This window comes from Promicromonospora sp. NPDC023805 (assembly GCF_040639635.1).
In the GTDB taxonomy this organism is placed as follows: Bacteria; Actinomycetota; Actinomycetes; order Actinomycetales; family Cellulomonadaceae; genus Promicromonospora.
The window spans coordinates 127,662-147,122 of record NZ_JBFAAH010000011.1; the positions used below are offsets into that span (position 1 = coordinate 127,662).

17 protein-coding genes are annotated in these 19,461 nt (G+C 65.8%); 10 read left to right on the top strand and 7 right to left on the bottom strand.

Annotated features, from left to right (window positions below; genetic code table 11):
- Positions 1-75 precede the first annotated feature (75 nt).
- Genes AB0F70_RS13215 through AB0F70_RS13235 form a run of 5 tightly spaced genes read left to right on the top strand, consistent with a single transcriptional unit; the run spans position 76 to position 8,838 of the window.
- Positions 76-1,857, top strand: a complete 1,782-nt coding sequence (locus AB0F70_RS13215) for a hypothetical protein (protein ID WP_357448576.1) — start codon at positions 76-78, stop codon at positions 1,855-1,857.
- Positions 1,857-3,203 (top strand): hypothetical protein, encoded by a 1,347-nt coding sequence (locus AB0F70_RS13220; RefSeq protein ID WP_357448578.1) that lies wholly within the window; start codon positions 1,857-1,859, stop codon positions 3,201-3,203. Before AB0F70_RS13215 ends, AB0F70_RS13220 begins: the two co-directional genes overlap by 1 nt.
- Positions 3,200-8,158: an FtsK/SpoIIIE domain-containing protein gene (locus tag AB0F70_RS13225; RefSeq protein ID WP_357448580.1), complete on the top strand. Its 4,959-nt coding sequence runs from the start codon at positions 3,200-3,202 to the stop codon at positions 8,156-8,158. The genes AB0F70_RS13220 and AB0F70_RS13225 overlap by 4 nt, the downstream gene beginning before the upstream one ends.
- A 23-nt stretch (positions 8,159-8,181) precedes the next feature.
- Positions 8,182-8,400, top strand: coding sequence for a hypothetical protein (locus tag AB0F70_RS13230; RefSeq protein ID WP_357448582.1), 219 nt, complete (start codon positions 8,182-8,184; stop codon positions 8,398-8,400).
- Between the two features lie 9 nt (positions 8,401-8,409).
- Positions 8,410-8,838, top strand: a complete 429-nt coding sequence (locus AB0F70_RS13235; protein WP_357448584.1) for a very short patch repair endonuclease — start codon at positions 8,410-8,412, stop codon at positions 8,836-8,838.
- Between the two features lie 22 nt (positions 8,839-8,860).
- Here the strand turns inward: AB0F70_RS13235 and AB0F70_RS13240 are convergent, their stop codons facing one another.
- The 7 genes from AB0F70_RS13240 to AB0F70_RS13270 all read right to left on the bottom strand — a co-directional run bounded on the left by AB0F70_RS13240 (position 8,861) and on the right by AB0F70_RS13270 (position 14,578).
- A complete protein-coding gene (locus AB0F70_RS13240) occupies positions 8,861-9,232 on the bottom strand; it encodes a hypothetical protein (RefSeq protein ID WP_357448586.1) in 372 nt (123 codons plus the stop codon).
- 219 nt (positions 9,233-9,451) lie between these two features.
- The gene (locus AB0F70_RS13245) at positions 9,452-9,883 is read right to left on the bottom strand and encodes a hypothetical protein (RefSeq protein ID WP_357448588.1); all 432 of its coding nucleotides are present in this window, start codon (positions 9,881-9,883) and stop codon (positions 9,452-9,454) included.
- Between the two features lie 140 nt (positions 9,884-10,023).
- On the bottom strand, positions 10,024-10,365 hold the full coding sequence (locus AB0F70_RS13250; RefSeq protein WP_357448590.1) for a hypothetical protein: 342 nt from the start codon (positions 10,363-10,365) through the stop codon (positions 10,024-10,026).
- Between the two features lie 116 nt (positions 10,366-10,481).
- Positions 10,482-11,252 (bottom strand): sulfotransferase, encoded by a 771-nt coding sequence (locus AB0F70_RS13255; RefSeq protein WP_357448592.1) that lies wholly within the window; start codon positions 11,250-11,252, stop codon positions 10,482-10,484.
- Between the two features lie 240 nt (positions 11,253-11,492).
- Positions 11,493-12,383 (bottom strand): aminoglycoside phosphotransferase family protein, encoded by an 891-nt coding sequence (locus AB0F70_RS13260; protein WP_357448594.1) that lies wholly within the window; start codon positions 12,381-12,383, stop codon positions 11,493-11,495.
- Positions 12,384-12,548: 165 nt separating this feature from the next.
- A complete protein-coding gene (locus AB0F70_RS13265; RefSeq protein ID WP_357448596.1) occupies positions 12,549-13,397 on the bottom strand; it encodes a competence/damage-inducible protein A in 849 nt (282 codons plus the stop codon).
- A complete protein-coding gene (locus AB0F70_RS13270) occupies positions 13,394-14,578 on the bottom strand; it encodes a helix-turn-helix transcriptional regulator (protein WP_357448599.1) in 1,185 nt (394 codons plus the stop codon). The genes AB0F70_RS13265 and AB0F70_RS13270 overlap by 4 nt, the downstream gene beginning before the upstream one ends.
- A gap of 267 nt (positions 14,579-14,845) precedes the next feature.
- Between AB0F70_RS13270 and AB0F70_RS13275 the strand changes: the two genes are divergently transcribed.
- Genes AB0F70_RS13275 through AB0F70_RS13295 form a run of 5 tightly spaced genes read left to right on the top strand, consistent with a single transcriptional unit; the run spans position 14,846 to position 19,452 of the window.
- Positions 14,846-15,925, top strand: coding sequence for a hypothetical protein (locus AB0F70_RS13275; RefSeq protein WP_357448601.1), 1,080 nt, complete (start codon positions 14,846-14,848; stop codon positions 15,923-15,925).
- Between the two features lie 2 nt (positions 15,926-15,927).
- A complete protein-coding gene (locus AB0F70_RS13280; RefSeq protein WP_357448603.1) occupies positions 15,928-16,599 on the top strand; it encodes a methyltransferase domain-containing protein in 672 nt (223 codons plus the stop codon).
- Complete coding sequence (locus AB0F70_RS13285) at positions 16,596-17,660, top strand: hypothetical protein (protein WP_357448605.1); 1,065 nt, start codon at positions 16,596-16,598, stop codon at positions 17,658-17,660. Before AB0F70_RS13280 ends, AB0F70_RS13285 begins: the two co-directional genes overlap by 4 nt.
- Positions 17,657-18,424 carry a glycosyltransferase family A protein gene (locus AB0F70_RS13290; protein WP_357448607.1) on the top strand — a complete coding sequence of 256 codons (768 nt, stop codon included), beginning with the start codon at positions 17,657-17,659 and terminating at the stop codon, positions 18,422-18,424. The genes AB0F70_RS13285 and AB0F70_RS13290 overlap by 4 nt, the downstream gene beginning before the upstream one ends.
- Entirely contained in the window at positions 18,421-19,452 is a 1,032-nt protein-coding gene (locus AB0F70_RS13295; protein WP_357448609.1) for a hypothetical protein, read from the top strand. The genes AB0F70_RS13290 and AB0F70_RS13295 overlap by 4 nt, the downstream gene beginning before the upstream one ends.
- The last annotated feature ends 9 nt before the right edge of the window (positions 19,453-19,461 follow it).

Genomic DNA, 19,461 nt, shown 5'->3' on the forward strand with positions numbered 1-19,461 from the left:
CTCCGACGATTACACCGGTCCTGCCGCTAGCATCTCAATGTTGCCCGAGGTGACCGGTCCAAGGATGTGCACGCTATGGCGGTAAAGAGGAACCAACTTGTCACCCGGCTGCGGAGCTTCCAGCCCATTCACGCCGGTCGCGGCGAGGAGGGGGTCTTTGAGCACACCGACGAGAGTCATCCAACATTCCGTGTCGCGACGCTCGACTACCTAGCGAAGGTCGTCGCTCTCCCCGAGACACGTACCGTTGTCCTCACCGGTGACGCGGGGCACGGCAAGACGAGCCTCTGCGCGAGCCTGCTCGAGCAGCTCGGTGACAGCCGTTCTGTTGCACGGCAGAAGGTCCTTGAACACGGGGGCGGCACAGAGCCTGTCGCAAAAGTCGGTGAGGGCCGCCCGCTGTACGTGCTCAAGGACCTGAGCGCCTCCACCCCAGAGGCCGCATCCGCCCGGCTCGTCGAGCTGCTTTCCCCTCCTGATGCTGGCGTCGCGATCCTCTGCGCGAACGAAGGACAGTTGCGCAGCGCCATCTCGATCGACACGTCGAACGCGACGAAAGCGATCCTGGACACTCTGGCTCGCGGCATCGACCAGGGCGCCGTGCGCAGCCCAGACGGCGCGCTCTACGTGATCAACCTTAACTACCAGTCCGTCGCTCCCGAGCGTGAGTCGGGAGGACTCGTCGACTGGGCGGTGCGCACCTGGGCTTCGGACAGGCGCTCGTGGCAGATCTGCAAGGAATGCGACGCGCAGGCGATTTGCCCGATCTTCGCCAACCACGCAGCACTGTCCGACCCTGTCCGGGGAACGAACAGGCGGAACGCCGTGCGTGACCTCTTCCGCACAGCCGAACGCACAGGCGAAGTCATCACGACTCGCCAGGTCCTGAACGTAGTGTCGTACGCCATCACTGGTGGCCTTGTCTGCGCGGACGTGGAGCGTCGGTACAGCAACTCCCACCGAGACTCCACGTGGCAAGCTCCGTACCTGTACCACCAGGCGCTGTTTGGCGACCTGCTCAGCGGACAGAAGCGGCAGAAGCTGCCCACCATGTCGGCGCTGCGACGCCTCGACCCCGGACACGTCTCGCGCCGAAAGGTCGACGACTCTCTCGACCCTGAGATCGCCGACGTCGCCTTCAAGCCATACGTCCCTGGCTCGGATGGGCAGCCTCGCACCACTAGCCGCAAGGAAGCACAGCGAGATGCCGTGCGCCTCCGCAGCCTCATGGTTTTTCTCCGACGCACCGACTATTTCGATTCACCGCCGACCGGACGACTCGCAAGGCTCGGGCTCACAGCTGGCGACGCGTTCGTCGCGATCGGTGGTGGCCGAGCTGCGACACCCACCTCCGTACGAGACGAGGTCCTGAAGGGTCTTGAAGCTGTTCAGGGCATCCACCGCCCTGGGAAAGCTCCCGAGTTCCTCGTGCTCGACCCTGCCTTTTTCTCGCACCGAACGCGCGCTGCAGTCATCTCACTCCGCATCAAGAACCGGACCGTCGACGTCGTTGACCAGGTCACCCAGTGGGACATAGAGGCGCTCGAAGGGGCGACCCCTGAGCTGAACGAGGCGGTCGAATGGCTCAACAGGACCGTCTTCGTCCGGCTCCCCGGCCCAGACGGCACGACCGTCTCCGTGGCGCTCAGCATGCTCCGCTTCGAGCTGTTGAAGCGTTGGGCCGCCGGTCTGCGAAGCGGGAACCAGCACGAGGCAGAGATCCGGGGCATCACCGGCACCCTCGCTGGACTCACGTCCGCATCCGACGACGATGAGGACATCCGAGTCCTCGTGGGTGGGAAGCTGTCCACCTTGATGATCGACGTTGGCGATCTGATTCGGTCTGGTGACGCCTGATGGCAGACAGGGCCAAGGCAGAAGTCGTCTGGGATCTCTTCGGCGTCAACATTGCCCAACAAGGGCGTGGGTTCTACGTGCCACTGGAACTACTTGCGATCGTCCGCGGCGTTGTTGAGTTCGACCCCGACCAGCTGCTAGACCCCGACGTCAAACCCGTGCAATACAAGCGCTCTTCCCACGACCTCGCGCGCCGCATCGCGGTCGGTGCCGAAATTGAGAGATCCTCGCTCGCCGGCGCTGTCGACGGCGACGAAGCACTCGACACTCTGCATGCACTCACGTCGTCGCTGCTCGTCGAGATCCCTGGACGGCGGAACGCTCCGACGTGGTTCAACGCACATCTCTACCCGTTTGTCGGCGAGCTAATCCACTATGACGCCGTTTACCGGCGCGGGAAGGCGGGCCCGTGGATCGAGCGCTACACGTTCCGGGATGGCGGCGGCTGGGCCTACAACGTGCTTCGGAACGACTCCAACGGTGAGCGGCGGGAGTCGACGGCGGCTGGTCTTCGCGAGCTGGTTGGTGACAGTCGGACGCCCCTCGGGCGTGTAGCGGACTCTCTGAAATCCCACGACTCCGCCCCGAACAGCAATGAGGTCTACACCGACGAGTCTGAGGGCGAGACGCTTGTATTTGACCACCTCAGTCCATGGCCGGAGCATCTGCGGCGGGGCGTCAATTACATCGTTACCCGCGGGAGTGTCCCGAAGGCGACTCGCATCGAAAGCCTGATGCACTGGGTCCCCTACTGCCTTGCCCGGCATCAACTACACCTCGCTCGCCACTCTCTCGGCCTCGACCGTGAGGTTGTGTTCGTCGACTTCAACCGCGACGCCTCCGCTCTCCGTCGACGATCGCAGAACGCGCTTGACGGATTCCGCAAGGACATCGTCAACGCACTCATCGAACGCGCGAAGCTCAAAGCTTCCGAGGCCCAGAATGATGTAGAACGTGAGAGGTACGAGCGCCTTGCCCGGCCGGGCACGTCGAGCACAGGCTCACCCCGGTCGTTCTTTTCCGAGTCCCTGGCCGCCGTCGGCGCACTCAACTCCACTGCAGGCAAACGACACTTCACGTTCAAGCCGCCAATGCTCGAGGCCCTGGTCGCCGCAACATTGAAGCCAGGAGTCGAGGTCGAATTCTATGCTTTCTGCCGCCGGGTCTTCGAGGAGTACGGGATCGTCATCGACGAACGCACCGCCAGTGAGCATGACCTGACAATCGATGTCGATGGCTCAGAGTTCGGTCGGAACGCGTTGGCGTTCCGCGATCGGCTACTCGCGACCGGCCTACTCACGCACTATTCGGACGCCACGAGCATCGTCCACGGAGAACACCGATGAGCCCCGCAAACGTTGCCCTGGGACGAGCCGTCGCGCAGGTTGCTCTCGAATCCGTCCAAGAGCAGGCCGACGGGGCACGCCACGCGCTCCGCGTCGCTGGCTTTGATCAAGCCGTGGTCCAGGCTGCCCTGTGCGAGATCGCGGCGAGTCTTGCGTCGTCACCCTCACAGAGCATCGTGGTCAAGGTCGGCACCAGCGATCCGATCGAAGGCGTCCCGGAGAGTTTTCTCCTGGGCCCCGGCGAGACGCTGACATATTGGCGGAACGAGCGTGTCGGCGCTCTGCTGGTCTTCGACTGGGACGTGCCCCGGGACCGCGAAGGCCTCGCGGCGTTCAGCACGCTCGACGGCGCCAATCTGCTCGCACCCGACGTCGAGGAGGAAGCCGGTCTCCGCCTACGGCGGCTGACGCGCACCGCTTGGGAAGTAGTTGGCGGCACTGGGGCGCCCCTGGAGACCCTCCACGACTATCTTGCTCGCGTTTGGAGCGCCCTATCCGAGGAGGGGCAGCCCGCCGTGCGGCGGTGGATGCTCTTCGTCATCGAAGTGGCCGAGGCCCTGGTCGCGGCCGAGGTCCGCACGCCTGCGGTCGTCGAGCGAGCGATCGCGGAGGCGTTGCCTGGACTCGAGCTCTTCCCGGACAGGGACCTGTTCGCGAACCCGAACAGTCTTGAACTGCGGATCAAGCGAAACGCCCGCATGAGTACGCTGAACGAGCAGCCAACCGGCGCCACCATCTCTGAGGACGATCTCCTCGCTCGGATCGGCGCAGCGGCGTTCTCCGACGAGCACCTGTCACGCCTAGGAGCCGACCAGGGCGAAACACGCGCCCTGATGAGCGAGCTCGTCATGCAGAAGAGCGACGTAGCGCGACGCCGACTCGACTATGGACTCTGGCTTGAACTGTTCGAGCGGGAAACTGCCCGCGTCGGCCTTGGTGGCCAGGTCCGAGCGATGCTGGAGAAGTCCGCACCTGAACGTATCGGTGAGTTCGACTCCCTCGACGTCGAGGTCGAGCTGGACCAGAGCGACCAAGGTGCAGCTGAACGGCTACTGAACGCTGAGACGCCGGGCGATTCACCCCGATTAGCCGACCTGCTCGGGAAGCCTCTGAGGCGACGCGTTGAAAAGGTTGCAGTCCCCGATGCGCAGGTAACCGACGACCCGCTTCGCGCACTTCTCCATGCCCTCATCATCTTCGATGACGAGGACAGCGGGACCGTCAGCATCCGCCTCGAGGGCACCGTCGAGACCGGTACGTGGACTCGATGGCTGTTCGCCTTCCTCTATGGCGGCGTCCTCCAAGACATCCAGGAGTCGGCATGCGGCGGGCGCCTCGCCCTCGAACTTCCCACGGAACTCACCAGCACGACGCGGCCCGCCCCTCCCGCCGACGGAGACCCCTTCGACGTCGAAGCCGCGTGGGCTCCGCTCCGATTCGTCGTCGAGATGGAAGGCTCTGGTTTCCGCCGGTTCCGGTGGGATCCCCGGAACACCACCGGTCAGATAGCCGTCGCCGCCCTGACTAATGGTTACGAGACAGCCCCAGGTGAGGACTCCGAGGACGACTTCGACTCGTGGTTCGACAGGTTCACTGACCCCGACACATGGGACCGACAAGCCACGGTGCTCGATCTCGGAGACGTTAGCGCGGCGTTGCGCGGTCTCCGGCTAACCCACTTCAAGCGGTGGTCGAACGGTCTGACCGTTTCCGCACTCGACCACTACTTCCGTGAGTGGAGTGACGTGATCGATCGGGCCCGAACCGATCTCATTCCCGCCAACGCGCCCAACAAGGATCTCGCGCAGGTCGTCCTGAGCGACATCGTGCAGATCTCCGGCAATCGTCTCTTGATGCTCGCGACTCACCCGCTGCGACTGCGCTGGCTCGCACGCCACTACGAGGAGATGTCGCAGCACCTCAGCAACGCGCTCGCGTCGAAGCTGGTTCTTAACCCCGAGAACTCCGACCTGTTTTTCCAGTCGCTCGACCGGGTCTCGCCCCATGGGACTCCCCCGCTCACCGTTGGTCCGAACGAGACCGTTGCGATCCCCGTCCGTGAGTCCGCCGGTCACGAGGAGTACGTGCCTGTGCGGCATGCCGGACAGGAGTCGCGAGAGTGGCTCGCGGCAGTGGACGACGCGGCGATCGACGAGATGATCCGCGTCATCCAGTCGTACATAGACACCTACCCGCACAAGCTCGACGGCCTGTCCGTGCTGCTCCTGGACGGGAACGGAGATCCACGTCTTCCGATTCGCGTTGCGAAGCGTGTTCGGGCGCGCAGCCCAAGACTTAGGCTCAACCTCATCGTCCTGGCTCCCGAGCTTGCGCACCACGAGATCATCCAGGCGTTCGATGCGGAGCTCGCGACCGACGACGTCGCCGACGAGCGTTTCCTGCCCGACGTCCAGCTCGTCCTGCAGTCATGGCACCCCGACGAGCAAGCCAACCTTGAGGCTCTCAAGGACGAGGTCGATGTCGCACTGGCGCCGGCGCTCTTCGGTACACGCACAAGCCTGAACATCCGCACGCGAGAGTCTGACAGCCCCCGGCCCAGGAATTACGACGCCTGGATCGACAAGTCGACGCACGAGCTCGATGAGTCAAGCACTAACGTCGTGCGGGAGCTGCTACCCGGACCAGCCAACGCGGACCGGGTCCTTGAGACCTGGTCGACGCTTTGCGTCCGCCACGAGACGCAGTCGGCCGTCGACCGGGCCAGGACCTCAAACACCGACTACTTCGAAATGCAGGTCAAGTTCGACCGGCACCAGCAACTGTTCAGCTCCCTGCATGAGGTTGCCCACTGGGTCGTGACGCTCGACTCGTTCATTGGACGGGATCAGATCGACGCCCTCGACAACCGGCCCGACGTGATCCTGGTGAAGCCGGCGGTCGGCAAGAACGAGGCCTACACGCTCATCGTCAGCTCGGAGTCGGGGAGGAAGCTGGTCGTCCAGCGCCTCCGGCGTCGGCTTCTCGAGATCGGCGTCGTGGCTGAACGGGAAGCCGAGGACGTCGCCCGGCGTCTCTACGACGTCGGTAGGAACGTCGCTCCTGGTGCGGTACTGCGCTCGCTGGGCATTGGCACGACGGTGAACGAGATCGTTGGCCTCGTAGCGACACGGTTCGCGCTCTCACAACGGTTCCCCGTCCCCCACGATCACTCAGGCATCGAGGCGTGGATCAGCTTCGACGAGCACCAGCATTGGTTCGGTCGGGGGGATCGCGCCGACCTCGGGCGCTTCGTGCTGACGGTCTGTGACGACCGAACCGTCGATATGCAGATCCTCGTTGCAGAGTCAAAGTTCCGGCAGGACTACGACCTCGGGTCGGCGAAGGCGCAGCTCGATCGGACGACGGACCTGTGTGCTGCTGCTTTCCGTTCGGGCGACGACGCCCCGGACGACCGAACGTTCTGGCTTCAGGAACTTGCAGCGGCGATTGAACAGACGAGTCATCGAGTGATCCGTGCAGCCGACCTGCCTGCGCGGAGGCGACTCGGGCCCGACTTCTCCCAGGTCGACGAGCTGATTCTCGGCGCACTTCGCAGTGGTCAAGTTAGGCTCACAGAAGTGCGAGGCGTTGCTGTCGCGATCGCCTCCGCGCAGGAGACGCCTGCACCGGGACTGGCCGCGCTCGGTGCGCACGACCTGCTTCGGCTGCACAAGCCGGAGCTGCAGCGCCTCATCTCACTCCTGATCGCCGAAGCCGACCCCTCTGGCTCCGCAAGCTCCGACCCGATCGTGGGAATTCCGAACGACGTCGGCTCCTCCGGCATCGCCGAGCCGATACCCGTCGTTGCACCCTTTACGCTCGCTCACGGCGTAGGCGACGCGACGGCAGCAAGCGATCCTGTCGAGCCTGGGGCCGGCGGACACCTGCCCGCGGACGCTCCCGAGTCATTGGGAATCGGCGACGACACCCTCCGTCGGCGGTACGAGGTGGTTCTCGACGTGCTCGGCCAGCACGGCGTCCGGGTCCGTGAGCCAGAGTCGGATGCTTGGGACGAAGGTCCCGGGTTCTACGTGCTGCGCGTGGTCCCGCAGCCGGGTGTAACGCTCGACAAGGTGACCAGCCGGATCCCGGAGATCTCGCTAGCGCTGAAACTCCCCGGCGAGTACAACATCCGATGGAGGCGGGACGGCGGCTCCATCCTGTTCGAGGTGCCCAAGATCGGCGACGAGAAGTACCCCGTCCATGCAGCAGGGCTTTGGGACGAACTCCCGATCGACATGGGGCGCCTGATTGCGCCCATCGGCCGGGATATCTCTGGCGGACTCGTCAGCATCGACTTCTCGTCAGCGGACTCACCGCACCTGCTCGTCGCGGGAACGACCGGTTCGGGAAAGTCAGTCGCGCTCGAGACAATGCTGCGCGGGTTGACCCGGTACGACCAGAGGTCACTCCGGCTCCGGTTGGTTGACCCGAAGGGCACCGAGCTCGTCGACTTCGAGCGCGCCCCGCACCTCGACGGTCAGATCGGGACCTTTCCCGAGGACGCCATCGAGATCCTTGAGAAGTGCGTCGAAGAAATGGAAGGCCGTTACCGCGCGATGCGCGACGTACGCGCCCGCAAGCTCGTCGAGTACAACGAGAAGGTCAGTGAGTCCGACCGGTGGCCGTGGATCGTCGTCGTACTCGACGAGTACGCCGATCTCACAAGCGACCCGGACGACAAGAAGCGGATCGAGGAACTGCTGAGGCGGCTGACACAGAAGGCAAGGGCCGCTGGCATCCACGTAATTGCAGCGACCCAGCGTCCCAGCGCCGACGTCATCTCGACAACGATCCGCTCAAATTTCCCGGCACAGCTGGCTCTGCGCGTCAAGTCGTCGACCGATAGTCGGATCATCCTCGATGAAAATGGCGCAGAGTCCCTCGCCGGTCAGGGCGACGCCCTTCTCCGTACCGCACAGGGACTTCGGCGACTGCAGGTCGCATTGGCGTAGTACTTCTTTCAGGCAGGGTGGGCATGGTGCTCGACGCACCGCCGCTCATGGCGAACGTAGATACGCCCGCGGCACGCTCGTTGTCCTTGCATCGCGTCAGCCTGTTCATGAACGCACTCGACGACGATGGCCTTGCCGGGGAACTGCGGCGCACCACGTGCCCAGCGGTCGCCGAGTTGCAGACCAATCCACTTGCTCGATTACGAGGCTCGACTCCCGCGCTGGATGCGCTCGCTCGATAGCGTTGCTGCATGGCACGCGTCGACCCGCACCCCGGTGCATCCACCCCAGACGCAAGCCGCCGCATGAGCGTCGCACGCCGCAAGGACACCAAGCCAGAGCTCGACCTGCGTCGCATCCTGCACGCCCGTGGCTTACGCTACCGGGTTACCTACCCCGTGCCCGGCCTTCCTCGACGAACAATCGACGTTGCCTTCACACGGGCAAAAGTGGCGATCTTCATCGACGGCTGCTTCTGGCACGGCTGTCCCGACCATGCCACGCAGCCGCGGGCGAACTCGGAGTGGTGGATACGAAAGCTCAAGACAAACATGGCCCGTGACACCGACACGAGCCGGTTTCTCTCAGAACAGGGCTGGACTGTGCTGCGATTCTGGGAGCACGAGGAGCCGGCGTCAGTCGCGGACCGCGTCCAGACGGCTGTAATGCCCACACCCTGACGGCGGAACTAGGTGACCAGGCCTACCAGCCGCGGCTGGTCTCGTGGCCGCGTTGCCGGTCTGTCTGGTCTGGCCGGGCGCGTTCCTCGGCCTGGCGGCGCACGTATTCGCTTCGGCTCCGGGCCTCGGCCAGAACGGTAGGCACGCGTTCGATGCGCCTCGGCCCACGCGGGACTGTCGGCGTGCTTCGGCCGGACTCGGGCGGGGTGATGGTATGCAATCCTCTGGCGGCCACCGAGTACGCCTCCCCGCGTTCACCCTCAGCTTCGGACCCGAGCGGGTCGGTGGCGTCGTCGATCTGGTAGCGGTCGCGGTACGCCAGCACCTGTCGCAGCGCCGCCGCCCAGCCTTCCCGTGCGGTGCCTGGTGGAGGTGGGGGCGTGATGCTCTCCATCCACAATTCCGGCTCAAGGAGCGCCTGCTCGACCAGACGGTCCAGGCGGGCGGAGATGAGGTCGGCCTGCCGGTTCAGCCAGACGGCCTCCTGGCTCTAGCTCCAAGCGGCGAGCGCTACCAGGCTAAGCGCTGTCTGCCGGTCAGCCGTGCCCGGATACGGTCGCGACCGTGCGGATTTTGCGCCGACAACGAGCCCGATCCGCAACCTCCCTGGACATCACGTCTCTGCGCCGCCGCCCGTCTGGACACTGTTGCCGTGACCGCCGAAGTTTATCGCATTGTTGTTCCCGGACACCTGGTTCACGTGGCCGATATAGATCGGCGGCCCAACGTACTCGAGGTCCCGCTGCGCGGCGGCGATCTCGCTCTGGATCGCCCACAACGGGTCCGTATGCCACGCCGCTATTACGTGCCGGGTCCCGCTGATCCAGATCTCCAGCTCGTGCCAGTGCGTGGTCTTGGGCCGCGCCTTCACATGGTTCACGAAGAAGACGATCGCCATGACGAGACACGGGCCAACAAACATCGATGCGGCGACCATCTGCCCGAACCATTCCGTAGTCCCCGGTTCAGCGGTCGCCACGGAGAGCCCCGCGAATAAGAACACCAACGTCAGGGCGGAGCAGGCCAGGCCGAGAACGACGAACACGCATCCAGGACCTGCCGACCGGAACCACCGGTCCATCACCTGGGTTCCATCGATGCGGGAGACTTGGAATACACCGCTCGCGGCGAAGAGCTGCCCCTTCTCGACCCGGACTGTCTGCTGCTGGATAGGCTGAGGGGCAGTCACAGGCCCAGTGCTCTCATCGCGGCGCCCACGGCCGACGTTGCGGCCGCCGCTGTGCTGACGGTGGAGCTCACACTCTTGACCACCTCTTCAACTCGCTGGAGCGATGCGGCCAGGTGGGACCTGTCGGAGGTCGACTCGATGTCTTCGGCGCCGAACTCCAGAGCGATCTTTGCGGGTCCGTCGACGTCGGCCGCGAGTGCACGGATTGCATGGACCGCCGCATCGACTGCGCTCTGGGTCCCGTGATTGTTGTGCACCGTCGCAGAGTTGCTCAACCCGCCGACGTTGACCGCGTTCCCGTTGCCCGACACGTTAACGTGATGCGCGCGCTCGTACACGAGAGCTCCTTCAATGGTGGTTACACGGGTGGGCGGCAGCCTAATCGTCCTAGGGAGCTGGCCGGGTGTGCAAGGTAAGCGGATGCCACTCCACGCAACCTTCCCGGACATCACACCTAACCGGACAAGTTCGTCGCACCGTCTGCTTCAAGCGCTGCCAGCATGGTGAGGACTTCCGAAACCGCCTCCTCCTGATCCCCTCGCAGATCCAGCCATGGCTCGGAGCCACTCGGTCCTGAACTGAGCGTCAAGCCCCCGGAGGTGTCCTGCTCGGCGAAGGTTGGCCGCGGTGTTGCACCGGAGGCATGCGAGACAGAGAGAACGGCCGGGTCCACGGAGGGAATCCCGAGGGACTCGAGCGAAGACGCCAGTGCTGCCCAACGGCTCCGTGGATCAGATGCAAATTCGTCGTAGCGGAACACACGCGTGCTCCTGGCTGGCAGCCGGGCGATGTTTCGATAGAAGCGGAGCCACAGTTCGACACGCTCAAAAATGTCGCTCCCAGCCCACTCGAAACCTTGGTCATACGATCTTTTCAAACTCGCTGACACTCCGGACACATCTCGAAAGCACAAGATGAACTGCGCCTCCGGGAGGGCCTCCCGAATCTCCTCGACGACAAGAAGGTTTAACGGGGAAGAATCACAACTGAAAGGGGCGTCGTGTGCCGTTCTATAGTAGTTGCCAGTAGCTTGAGCAAGGAAATGTTGGTAGTCCCTCTTGTGTGACGCGAGCGCGCGGCCCCAACGCAAGTCCCTCCACACCAAGTAGAAGCCAGCCAGTTCGTCAAGATGGTGAACTTCAGGTGAGCTCCCGAGCACGGCGCCCATCATCGAGGTACCAGATCGCGGGCTTCCTAGGACGAAGATCGGTGTAGACGGCCGCATTGCGCTCCTCTTGGACGGACCTACGGGCAATTGCAGGAATTGGCAGTTCTACCCGCCAGCCAACCTGTTAAATCACTGAGGTCTTCTCGCCTCATTTGGTGACGGGTCGTTGGTCTCGATTCGTCAGCCGGGTGCCGGGTTGGCCTAAGCCGGTGGCGTCGGCTTTCCTGGTGCGCGGGGCGTTGGGCACCCCCGTGTCCACGGTGGACGGTCTACCCCTTTCGAAGTGACACGCTCCTGTCAGGAGAATCGGCCGCGACTCTCGCCCAGTACCTCTGCGATCAGGTCGTGCCCAAGCTGCTCGTACTCCTCATGCTGGATCTGGAAGCCCCAGGCCGCCGGGCCGATCGCTTCGCGGACGCGGGCGCCGAACCACCCTGCTTCCTGCCGTGGGTCGGAGCCGTATCCGTCAAGGAAGGCTTCTTCGAGCCGACGGTCACGGCTGAAGTACTTGGTATGGAGGAACCAGAAGTCGGTCCAGGCTGGGCGCAGCATGGCTCGGCCGAAGTCGATCCCGGCGACCCTGCCCTCCCGGAGGATCCAGTTGCGCGGCTGCCAGTCGCCGTGGGTCGGGACGACCGTCACGGGCGAGGTCTCCAAGGTTTCCAGGAGCTCGCGGAGGCGGGCGACGACGTCGGGTGCTATCCGGTGGGGATGGTCGAGCCGCTCGGCGACCATCGCGTTCTCCTTGGCCTCCCAGTCCGAATCGACGGAGGCGTACTGAGCGTGAAGCTCCCGGAGCATCGCGCCGGCCTGCTGGTGGATCACCGGATCGTCCTCGTGGGGTGTATCGAGGATCGGGTCGCCGTCGAGGTATCGGGTGACCAGGAGCTTCGCTCCGACGTCGGCATACTCAAGTCGGGGTGCGAGGCCGTTGGCCGTCCACGGTGCGGTCCACTGCTGGTGAGCGCGGATCTCGCGACGGACACTGCGGTCGGCGTCCTTCCCGGCCTTGACCACGAAGCCGCCTTCATCTGTCGCGACCTCGAAGACGACCGAGGCTTTAAGACCCGAGCTGCGGTCATGCGTGATGATGGCTGCGGGCAGCCACTCGTCGAGCAGCTCCCGTTGATGGACGCTGAGGCCGGCGGCAGCGCGCAGCGCGGTGTCGGACGGGCGCACGAGTTCCATCATCGTTTCCCTCGATCGGCGTGGGCGACGGCGTGTTCGTCGCCGCTCACACAAGACCGTAGGGACCGGGGGTCGGTTGCACGACGTCCTGGCTCCGAACCGGGACCGAACCTGTCCTGAACTCCGACAGTCTGGTACCCGAGCGGTGGCGGCCCGGGACGGCGCCTACTCGTCGTAGTCGACGGAGAGCACCTCGATGGACGCGTCGGCGAGCAGCGAGCGGAAGCCGTCGATCGCCTCGTCGATGCGTGCCGTGACGTCGTCGAGGTAGGCGCCGTGCGTCGATATCGTCGCCTGCATTCGCACGTCGGGCCCGAAGCGCTTGGCGCGGGACTTGAGGTAGACATCAAGACCCGAGTGGGCGGCGTCGAACGCGGCCAGGGTTCCGGAAAGCTCGGACTCGTCGTTCGTCGAGGTCACTATCGTCGCGGAGCGGAAGAAACCCGTGCCCAGCACGCGCTGAAGGTGCTCGCCCGCGGCGTTCGTCACGATCCACTTCAGTTCTGAGGGCACGCCGGGAAGGTTCAGCACCGACAGGGCGCCGCCGTCGGGCAGGGTGTGGTCGAGCCAGACGCCGGGTGCCGCACCGACCTGGTTGTCCAGGGCATGCGCTCCTACGGGCAGCCGCGCCATCTTCGCGCGTGCCTCCTGTGCTGCGGGGCTTGTCGTGTCCGAGACGCGGCCCTGCGCGGCCAGGGTCGCGTACCGGTCGGCCACGATCGCAGCGCCGGCCGCGTTCTCCTCGACCGGCAGCCCGAGATGGGCGGCGACGGCCTCGACGGTCAGGTCGTCGCGGGTGGGTCCGAGCCCGCCGAGCGTCACGACGAGTCGCGGCCGGGCGGCGAGGAGGAAGTCGAGCCCGGCGGCGATCTCCGCACGGTCGTCGGGAACGACGGCGGTGCGCACGACCTGGGAACCGCGTCCCTGGATCTGACGGGCGACCCACCCGCTGTTGGTGTCGGTGGTGGAGCCGTCGAGGATCTCGTTGCCGACGATGAGCAGGGCGACATTCACGTGTCATCTCTCCTGACGAGAAGGTAGGTGGAGGGCTGGTCGGTGTCTTCACGCAACGCGTTCTGCGCGCCGAGCAGGAGTGCGTCGAGGCCGCTGGTGGTGACGATCGCTTCGCGCAGCATCCGGACCTGAGCCCACTCGTTGGCGCGAGCGGTGGTCATGCGGGTGCGAGCAGCTCGGAGGAAGCGCCATCCGTAGACGTCAGTGATGCCGGGGTCGCGACCCTCCTCGGTGGCTTCCTGGATGTGGCGGGCATAGCACCACATGATCTGCGCGGAGACCTCAAGCTCAACGAAACTCTCGACGGTCAGGCTCCGGGTGGCGTCCAGGGGGTGGTAGGCCACTCCCGACCAGGACGCGTATCCGGTCGCGATGCCGGCCAAACCGATCGAGATCACCTCGGGCTGCTCGAACCCGGACGCCACCATGTCACGCTCGACCACGGGACTCACCGGTCGGATCTTGGTGCCCGTCCGGTCGAGCATCGTCGAGAGATGCGCGGCAAGCCGCACTCCTGTGTCCCGGTGGCCTTCCTCCCATGGGAGTTGGTGCAACCAGTAGCCAGACAAGACGTAGCCGGGGCGTAGGTTGGCCATTTCGGCCTCGCCGAGGAGCTCCCCGAGGGTCTCCGCGACCCAGTCGGGGTCGTTGCGGTGTGAGCGGTGCCTCCAGTGCGCCAGCTCGCCAAGGGAAGAGACCTCGGGCGTCTGGACGAGGTGGACCAGGGCGACACCGCATGCCGATAGGTAGAGCGAGCACGCATCGGCTCCCTCGTGCCAGACCGGGGCGACCGACAGGTCAAGCCATGAGTCCGTCGCAGGCGCGCCGACCAGGTCGACGAGGCGAGCAACTCTCTCGGCTCCGAGGAACACGGGCAGGAACTTGTGCGACTCCACCTGGAGACCACCCGTCGGCTCCAGTGCCGTGCCGTCCACCGGGCGCTCAGTCCCGAGCGCTGTGACGAAGCGGGTTCGAGCATCGTCGTCGGCCCGCGCCAGCGCCGTGTCGAGCAGCCCTTGGGTCAGCGACCGTTGCTCGTACTCGCGTCCGCCACGCTCCCACTTGGCGATGGCGCGCTCGCTGACGTCTAGCAGCTCGGCGAACTGCCGTTGCGTCAGACGCATCGCTGTTCGGAGCAGCCGTGCCTCATGGCCTGACCACCGTTGGACGGTATCGCCCACCGTTCCCCCTGCCTGCGATGTCGGGTCGATCCGAGTCCGGAGTTCAGCACCAGTTCGGTGCGGGTACGGCGATAGTTCCGTATGCAGCGCCTCCGTGGCGGGAGCGACACGAACTGCACGAGATTCGCCGTGCGCCCGGTTCTGACCTGCCCTCGCGAGTGCGGGAGAAGTGCGGTCCCGGTTCGTCGTCAGGACGTTCCGCGAAGTGGCTGCCCACGAGAGGTTGAGGGCATCAGCACGGTCCGCCTCGACATCAAGGAGAAGCCTGTGACCGCAGACCTCGATCTCCGCCCGCCCGACGCCGGTTCCGTGCCGGCGCTGGACGTTGACGGGGATCTCCGCTCGGTGCTCAACGCGATCGCCGTCGGACGTCCCGTGGGGCCTGCCACGATCGCGGCTTCTCTCCGCGCCGTTTTCGCCATGCCTTCCCCCGCACGAGACGTCGCGCTGGGCACCATCATGGCCGAGGCAATGGCCGCTGGCCCCACGGTGGACGTCGCTGCCGAGGCGATCGCCGTCGCCCTCGACCTGGACGGCCGACGTCCGCCTGCGCCGGTGACAGCGGAGAGCACCCGCGTGGTCTTGCTCGCTGGGAGTGGCAAGAAGGGCGTGCGCACCCTCAACATCTCGACACCGGCCGCCCTGGTCGCCGCAGCGGCCGGCGCGACAATCATCAAGATCGGGTCGCGGGCGACGTCCTCCGCCCTGGGTTCACGCGACCTAGCGCAGGCTCTCGGTCTGCGTGAACGCACCACGGTGGACGAGGTCCGCGAAGACGTCGCCCTCCACGGCTTCTCCTTCCTCGCCGTAGAGACGCACATCCCAACCCTCGACCGGCTCTACGGCGGACGTTTCCACGCTCCCAACCTCTTCTCGTTCGGCCTGGCGGCGCTCGCCAGCCCTGTCCGAGGGGATGTCACGCTCTTCGGCCTGGCACACCCTCGGGTCGACGTCGCCGCTCGTGTCCTAGCGAGGCTCGGCGAGAGCTCCGTCGAAGTCATCGGGACTCGGCTCCCCGGCGGCCTCTACCTCGACGAGATCGGGCTCGATGGCGACCTCCTGCGGGCCCGCGGGGAACCAGGTGGCGGTGGCAGCGTCGAGTCGATTCCGCTCGTCCCGACACCGGGCATGTCTCTGCCGACGCCCACCGACGCCGACGAGGCGATCCACAGGACGCTCGATCTCTTGGCCGGTGCCGGGATGCCCTCGCACCGTGCCCTCGTGGTGCGCAACGCCGCCCACCTTCTCCTGACCAGCGGGGTAACGCAGTCGCGGCGCCGCGCGACGGTCCTTGCCGAAGAAGTCCTCAGCAGTGGTGCAGCGATGCGCTTGACGACAGGAGCCTGACCATGACCCTGGACCCAAACCTCCACTTCCTGCGTACCGGCTACGAGCAGCGATTCCCACCGGAGTACTTCACCGACGTCGACGACGACGGCGTCACCTGGCAGCCCGACGTCTACCCAGAGACGCTTGCTCTGGCCAGGGCCCACGGGCGGGACACCGTCATCGACCTGGGCTGCGGTAGAGCCGCGAAACTCGTTGCCCTCACCGCCGCGGATCCCACGATCGAGATTGTCGGGGTGGACTACGGCTCCAACATCGCCTGGTGCCGCGACAACTACGAGATAGGCCGATGGATCGAGACAGACCTCGAAACGGCCACGAGCCTCGATCTCGCCCCGGAGACCGCGGCGCGATCCGTGATCGTTTGCTGCGACGTCCTGGAACACCTTGTCGACCCACGCCCCACGATGCGGCTCATCCAAGGACTCCTGGACCATGGCGCCGCCTGCGCCGTCCTGTCGACCCCCGCCAGGGACCGCCGTTCGGGCACCGGCAACCTCGCGCAGCCGAGGAACACCGCGCACGTACGCGAGTGGGCGCAGGACGAGTTCCGGGCGTTCGTCGAGGGCTTCCCCCTGGACGTCGAGCGTGCGGAGTTGACCCGCAGCGACGACGCGGGTGGCGGACTCACCACACAGCTCGTTGTCGTTCGGGATGCTGGGGCAGCGCGATGAGCATCCGTGTCGTGCATCTCCCCGCGAGCACCCCTTACGCACGAAAGCTCGATGGCGGAGGCATCGAGGCCGTCAATGGGCAGACCCTGCCCGACGGCGCCACGGTGCCCGCCGCGGTGTCGGCGCGCTGGCTGGTGGAACACCGCCCGTTGAACTGGGTCGACGTCGTTCATCTGCACCACGTGGAGTTCGAGGCGATCGACGATCTCGAACGACTCCTCTCCGAATGCCATGACGCCGGAGTTCACGTGGTCCACACAGTGCACGACCTGCGTGCGATGTTCGGGTCGCAGGAGGCGCTGGAGGAGCGCTTCAGGATGCTCGCGAAGGCCGACGCGTCGTGGGTGGCGCTGACTCCTGGGGCTGCATCTGAGGTGGACCGCGTCGTCGGCAGCCCTTGTCGCGCGACCGTGATCCCGCATGGCTTCGTCGTACACCCCGACGACGTCGTGTCGGCTGCCCGCCCCCACGAGGCACGGACGCGATACCTCCTCTTCGGGGCCACGCGACCCAATCGCGAACAGCTCGCGACCGTCGTGAACTGGTCCCTGGCGACCCGGCCTGAGGACAGCCTGCACCTGCTGATGCGCGGAATCAGCCCAGCCCACCTCGCGGACCGCGATGACGTATATCGGGTCATCGACACGACGCGCAACGACTCCCGGATCGACGTCACCATGCGCGGCTACCCGACTGACACGGAGATCATGACGGCGGCCCACGCCGCCGACGTGCTCCTGCTGCCGTACCTGTGGGGAACACATTCCGGTCAGCTTGAACTGGCCTTCGACCTCGGGCTGCTGCCCGTCGTTTCGCGCGTCGGATATCTGCACCAGCAACACGAGCGGATCCGAGATCTCGTTGAAGAGCCAGTCTGGTTCAACTGGACCGACGGCAACCCCTACGCGTTCGGTGAGCGCTTTGTGAAGGCGCTTCAGGCCGTCCCGGATCGGGCCGAGCAGCGGTCCCCATGGGACCACCGGGCGTTCGCCGAGTTCCGGCGCTCCGAGCATGAAGAGATCCTCGCTGCGCACGTCGCGGTCTATGAGGTGCCGGCATGAGCGCCCCGAGCATCACGATCGTCGTCATCAACCACGACTACGAGCGCTACGTCGGGGAGGCGATCCGGTCCGCCATCACACAGGAACCGGGCGGGTACCGGCTCACCGACGTCGTCGTCGTGGACGACGGCTCGACCGATGGCAGCGAGAACGTCTACGCGACGTTCCCTGCTGCGCGTGTGGTCCGGCAGCCGCATCTCGGCTTCCCCGCCGCGCTAACCCGGGCCATCACGGAGGCCTCCGGCGAGTGGGTGGCGCTGTGCGACGCGGACGACGCCTTCGAGCCGCACAAGCTCCGCACCCTCGCACCCGTACTAAACCGTCAGGAGATCTCCTTCATCCAGCACGCTGAGCGCGTCGTCGACTTCCGCGGCCGGCTCTTCGCCGAGGGCGCGCATCCTGGCGGTGCCACGAGCACGCTCCTCATGCGTACCGCACATGCCCGTGACCTGCTGCCCGTGACGAACGAGCTCTTCTTCCACGTCCTTGCCGACCTCGGGCGCGGTGCGGTCCTGAACGACCCGCTGACCCGATACCGCGTCCACGCCGGGAGCATGACCGACCGCATCACGCCCGGCGTCTTCGCCGAGTACATGGCGCATGTCTGCGACGACGTCGCCGCGCGCCTCGATGCGCTCACGAGCAGCCCGCCGGCCTGGGTGCAGGCGGCAGAGCTCGACCGGCTCCGGAGCACCTACCGCGACCGAGCCGCCACGTACCGAGCCGATGCCATCAAGCAGATCGAACGAGGGGTCCTGCGATGACGAACGCCGTCCTCTTCTCCGAGCCGTACTACCGCGACGTGGTCGCCGAGCACGGCTATACGACGCTCGACCTCGACCAGTTCGGCTTCGCCCTTGCCGGGCTCGACCCTGCCACGCTGAATGCTCGCTACCTGTGCCACCACCAGGGCGAGCGGTTCGCCGCGGCGCCCGTCGAACGCCGGGCCGTGACCACCGGCTTCGGTATGTCCGGTGCCCCGCACATGGCGACCGTCTCGCACATCCTGAAGATGGTCGAGCTCCAACACGGCGGCGAGACCTGCCAGATCGTCCTGGGCGACCTCGACGCCTACAACGGCAAAGCCCGTACCTTTTCCCACGTCACCGAGCTGGCCACGCAGTTCCGCGAGTACGCGGTGCGGCTCGGTTTCGACCCGCGGCGGGGCGCGCTTCGCACCCAGGTCGGGCACCTTCCGACGCTCGAGTCCATGTACCTCCTGGCCCGGTACGTCGATCAGCCCGACTTCGACGCTGCCGAGGAGGCCAACCACTCCTACTACGCGTCGCGCGGCCTGGTGGACGACACGGTGACGTTTCGCCGCAGCATGTCACTCGCGCTCATGACCGCCGACTTCGTCGTGCTCGGCCAGGAGTACGACGCCGTGCTGGTGCTGCTCGGGCTCGACGAGCACAAGTACGTCCGCTTCGCTGAGGAGGCCCGGCGGCGTATCGACCCGGACGCGCCGCTACGTGCGGACTTCTTCCTGAGCGCCGTCTACACGCGCATGGTGAACGGGTTCGGCGGGCACCCGAAGTTCTCCAAGTCCATCGCTGGCTCGTCGATCGACGTGGACACGCCGGGCATCCAGGTCCGTCGGCTGCTGCAGGACGAACCGCTCCTCCCGGAGGCGAGCGTCACCTACCAGCTCATGTGCCAGCTACCCCGTTACGACGCCGGCCGGCTCGCGGTGCTGCACGGACACTGCCTCGAAGGCGGGCCGCAGTGGCGGCGTGAGGTCGACGAGCTGGCCGACTATCTCACGTCCCTCATCGACTTGTGGCCACGATGACGAGGCTCC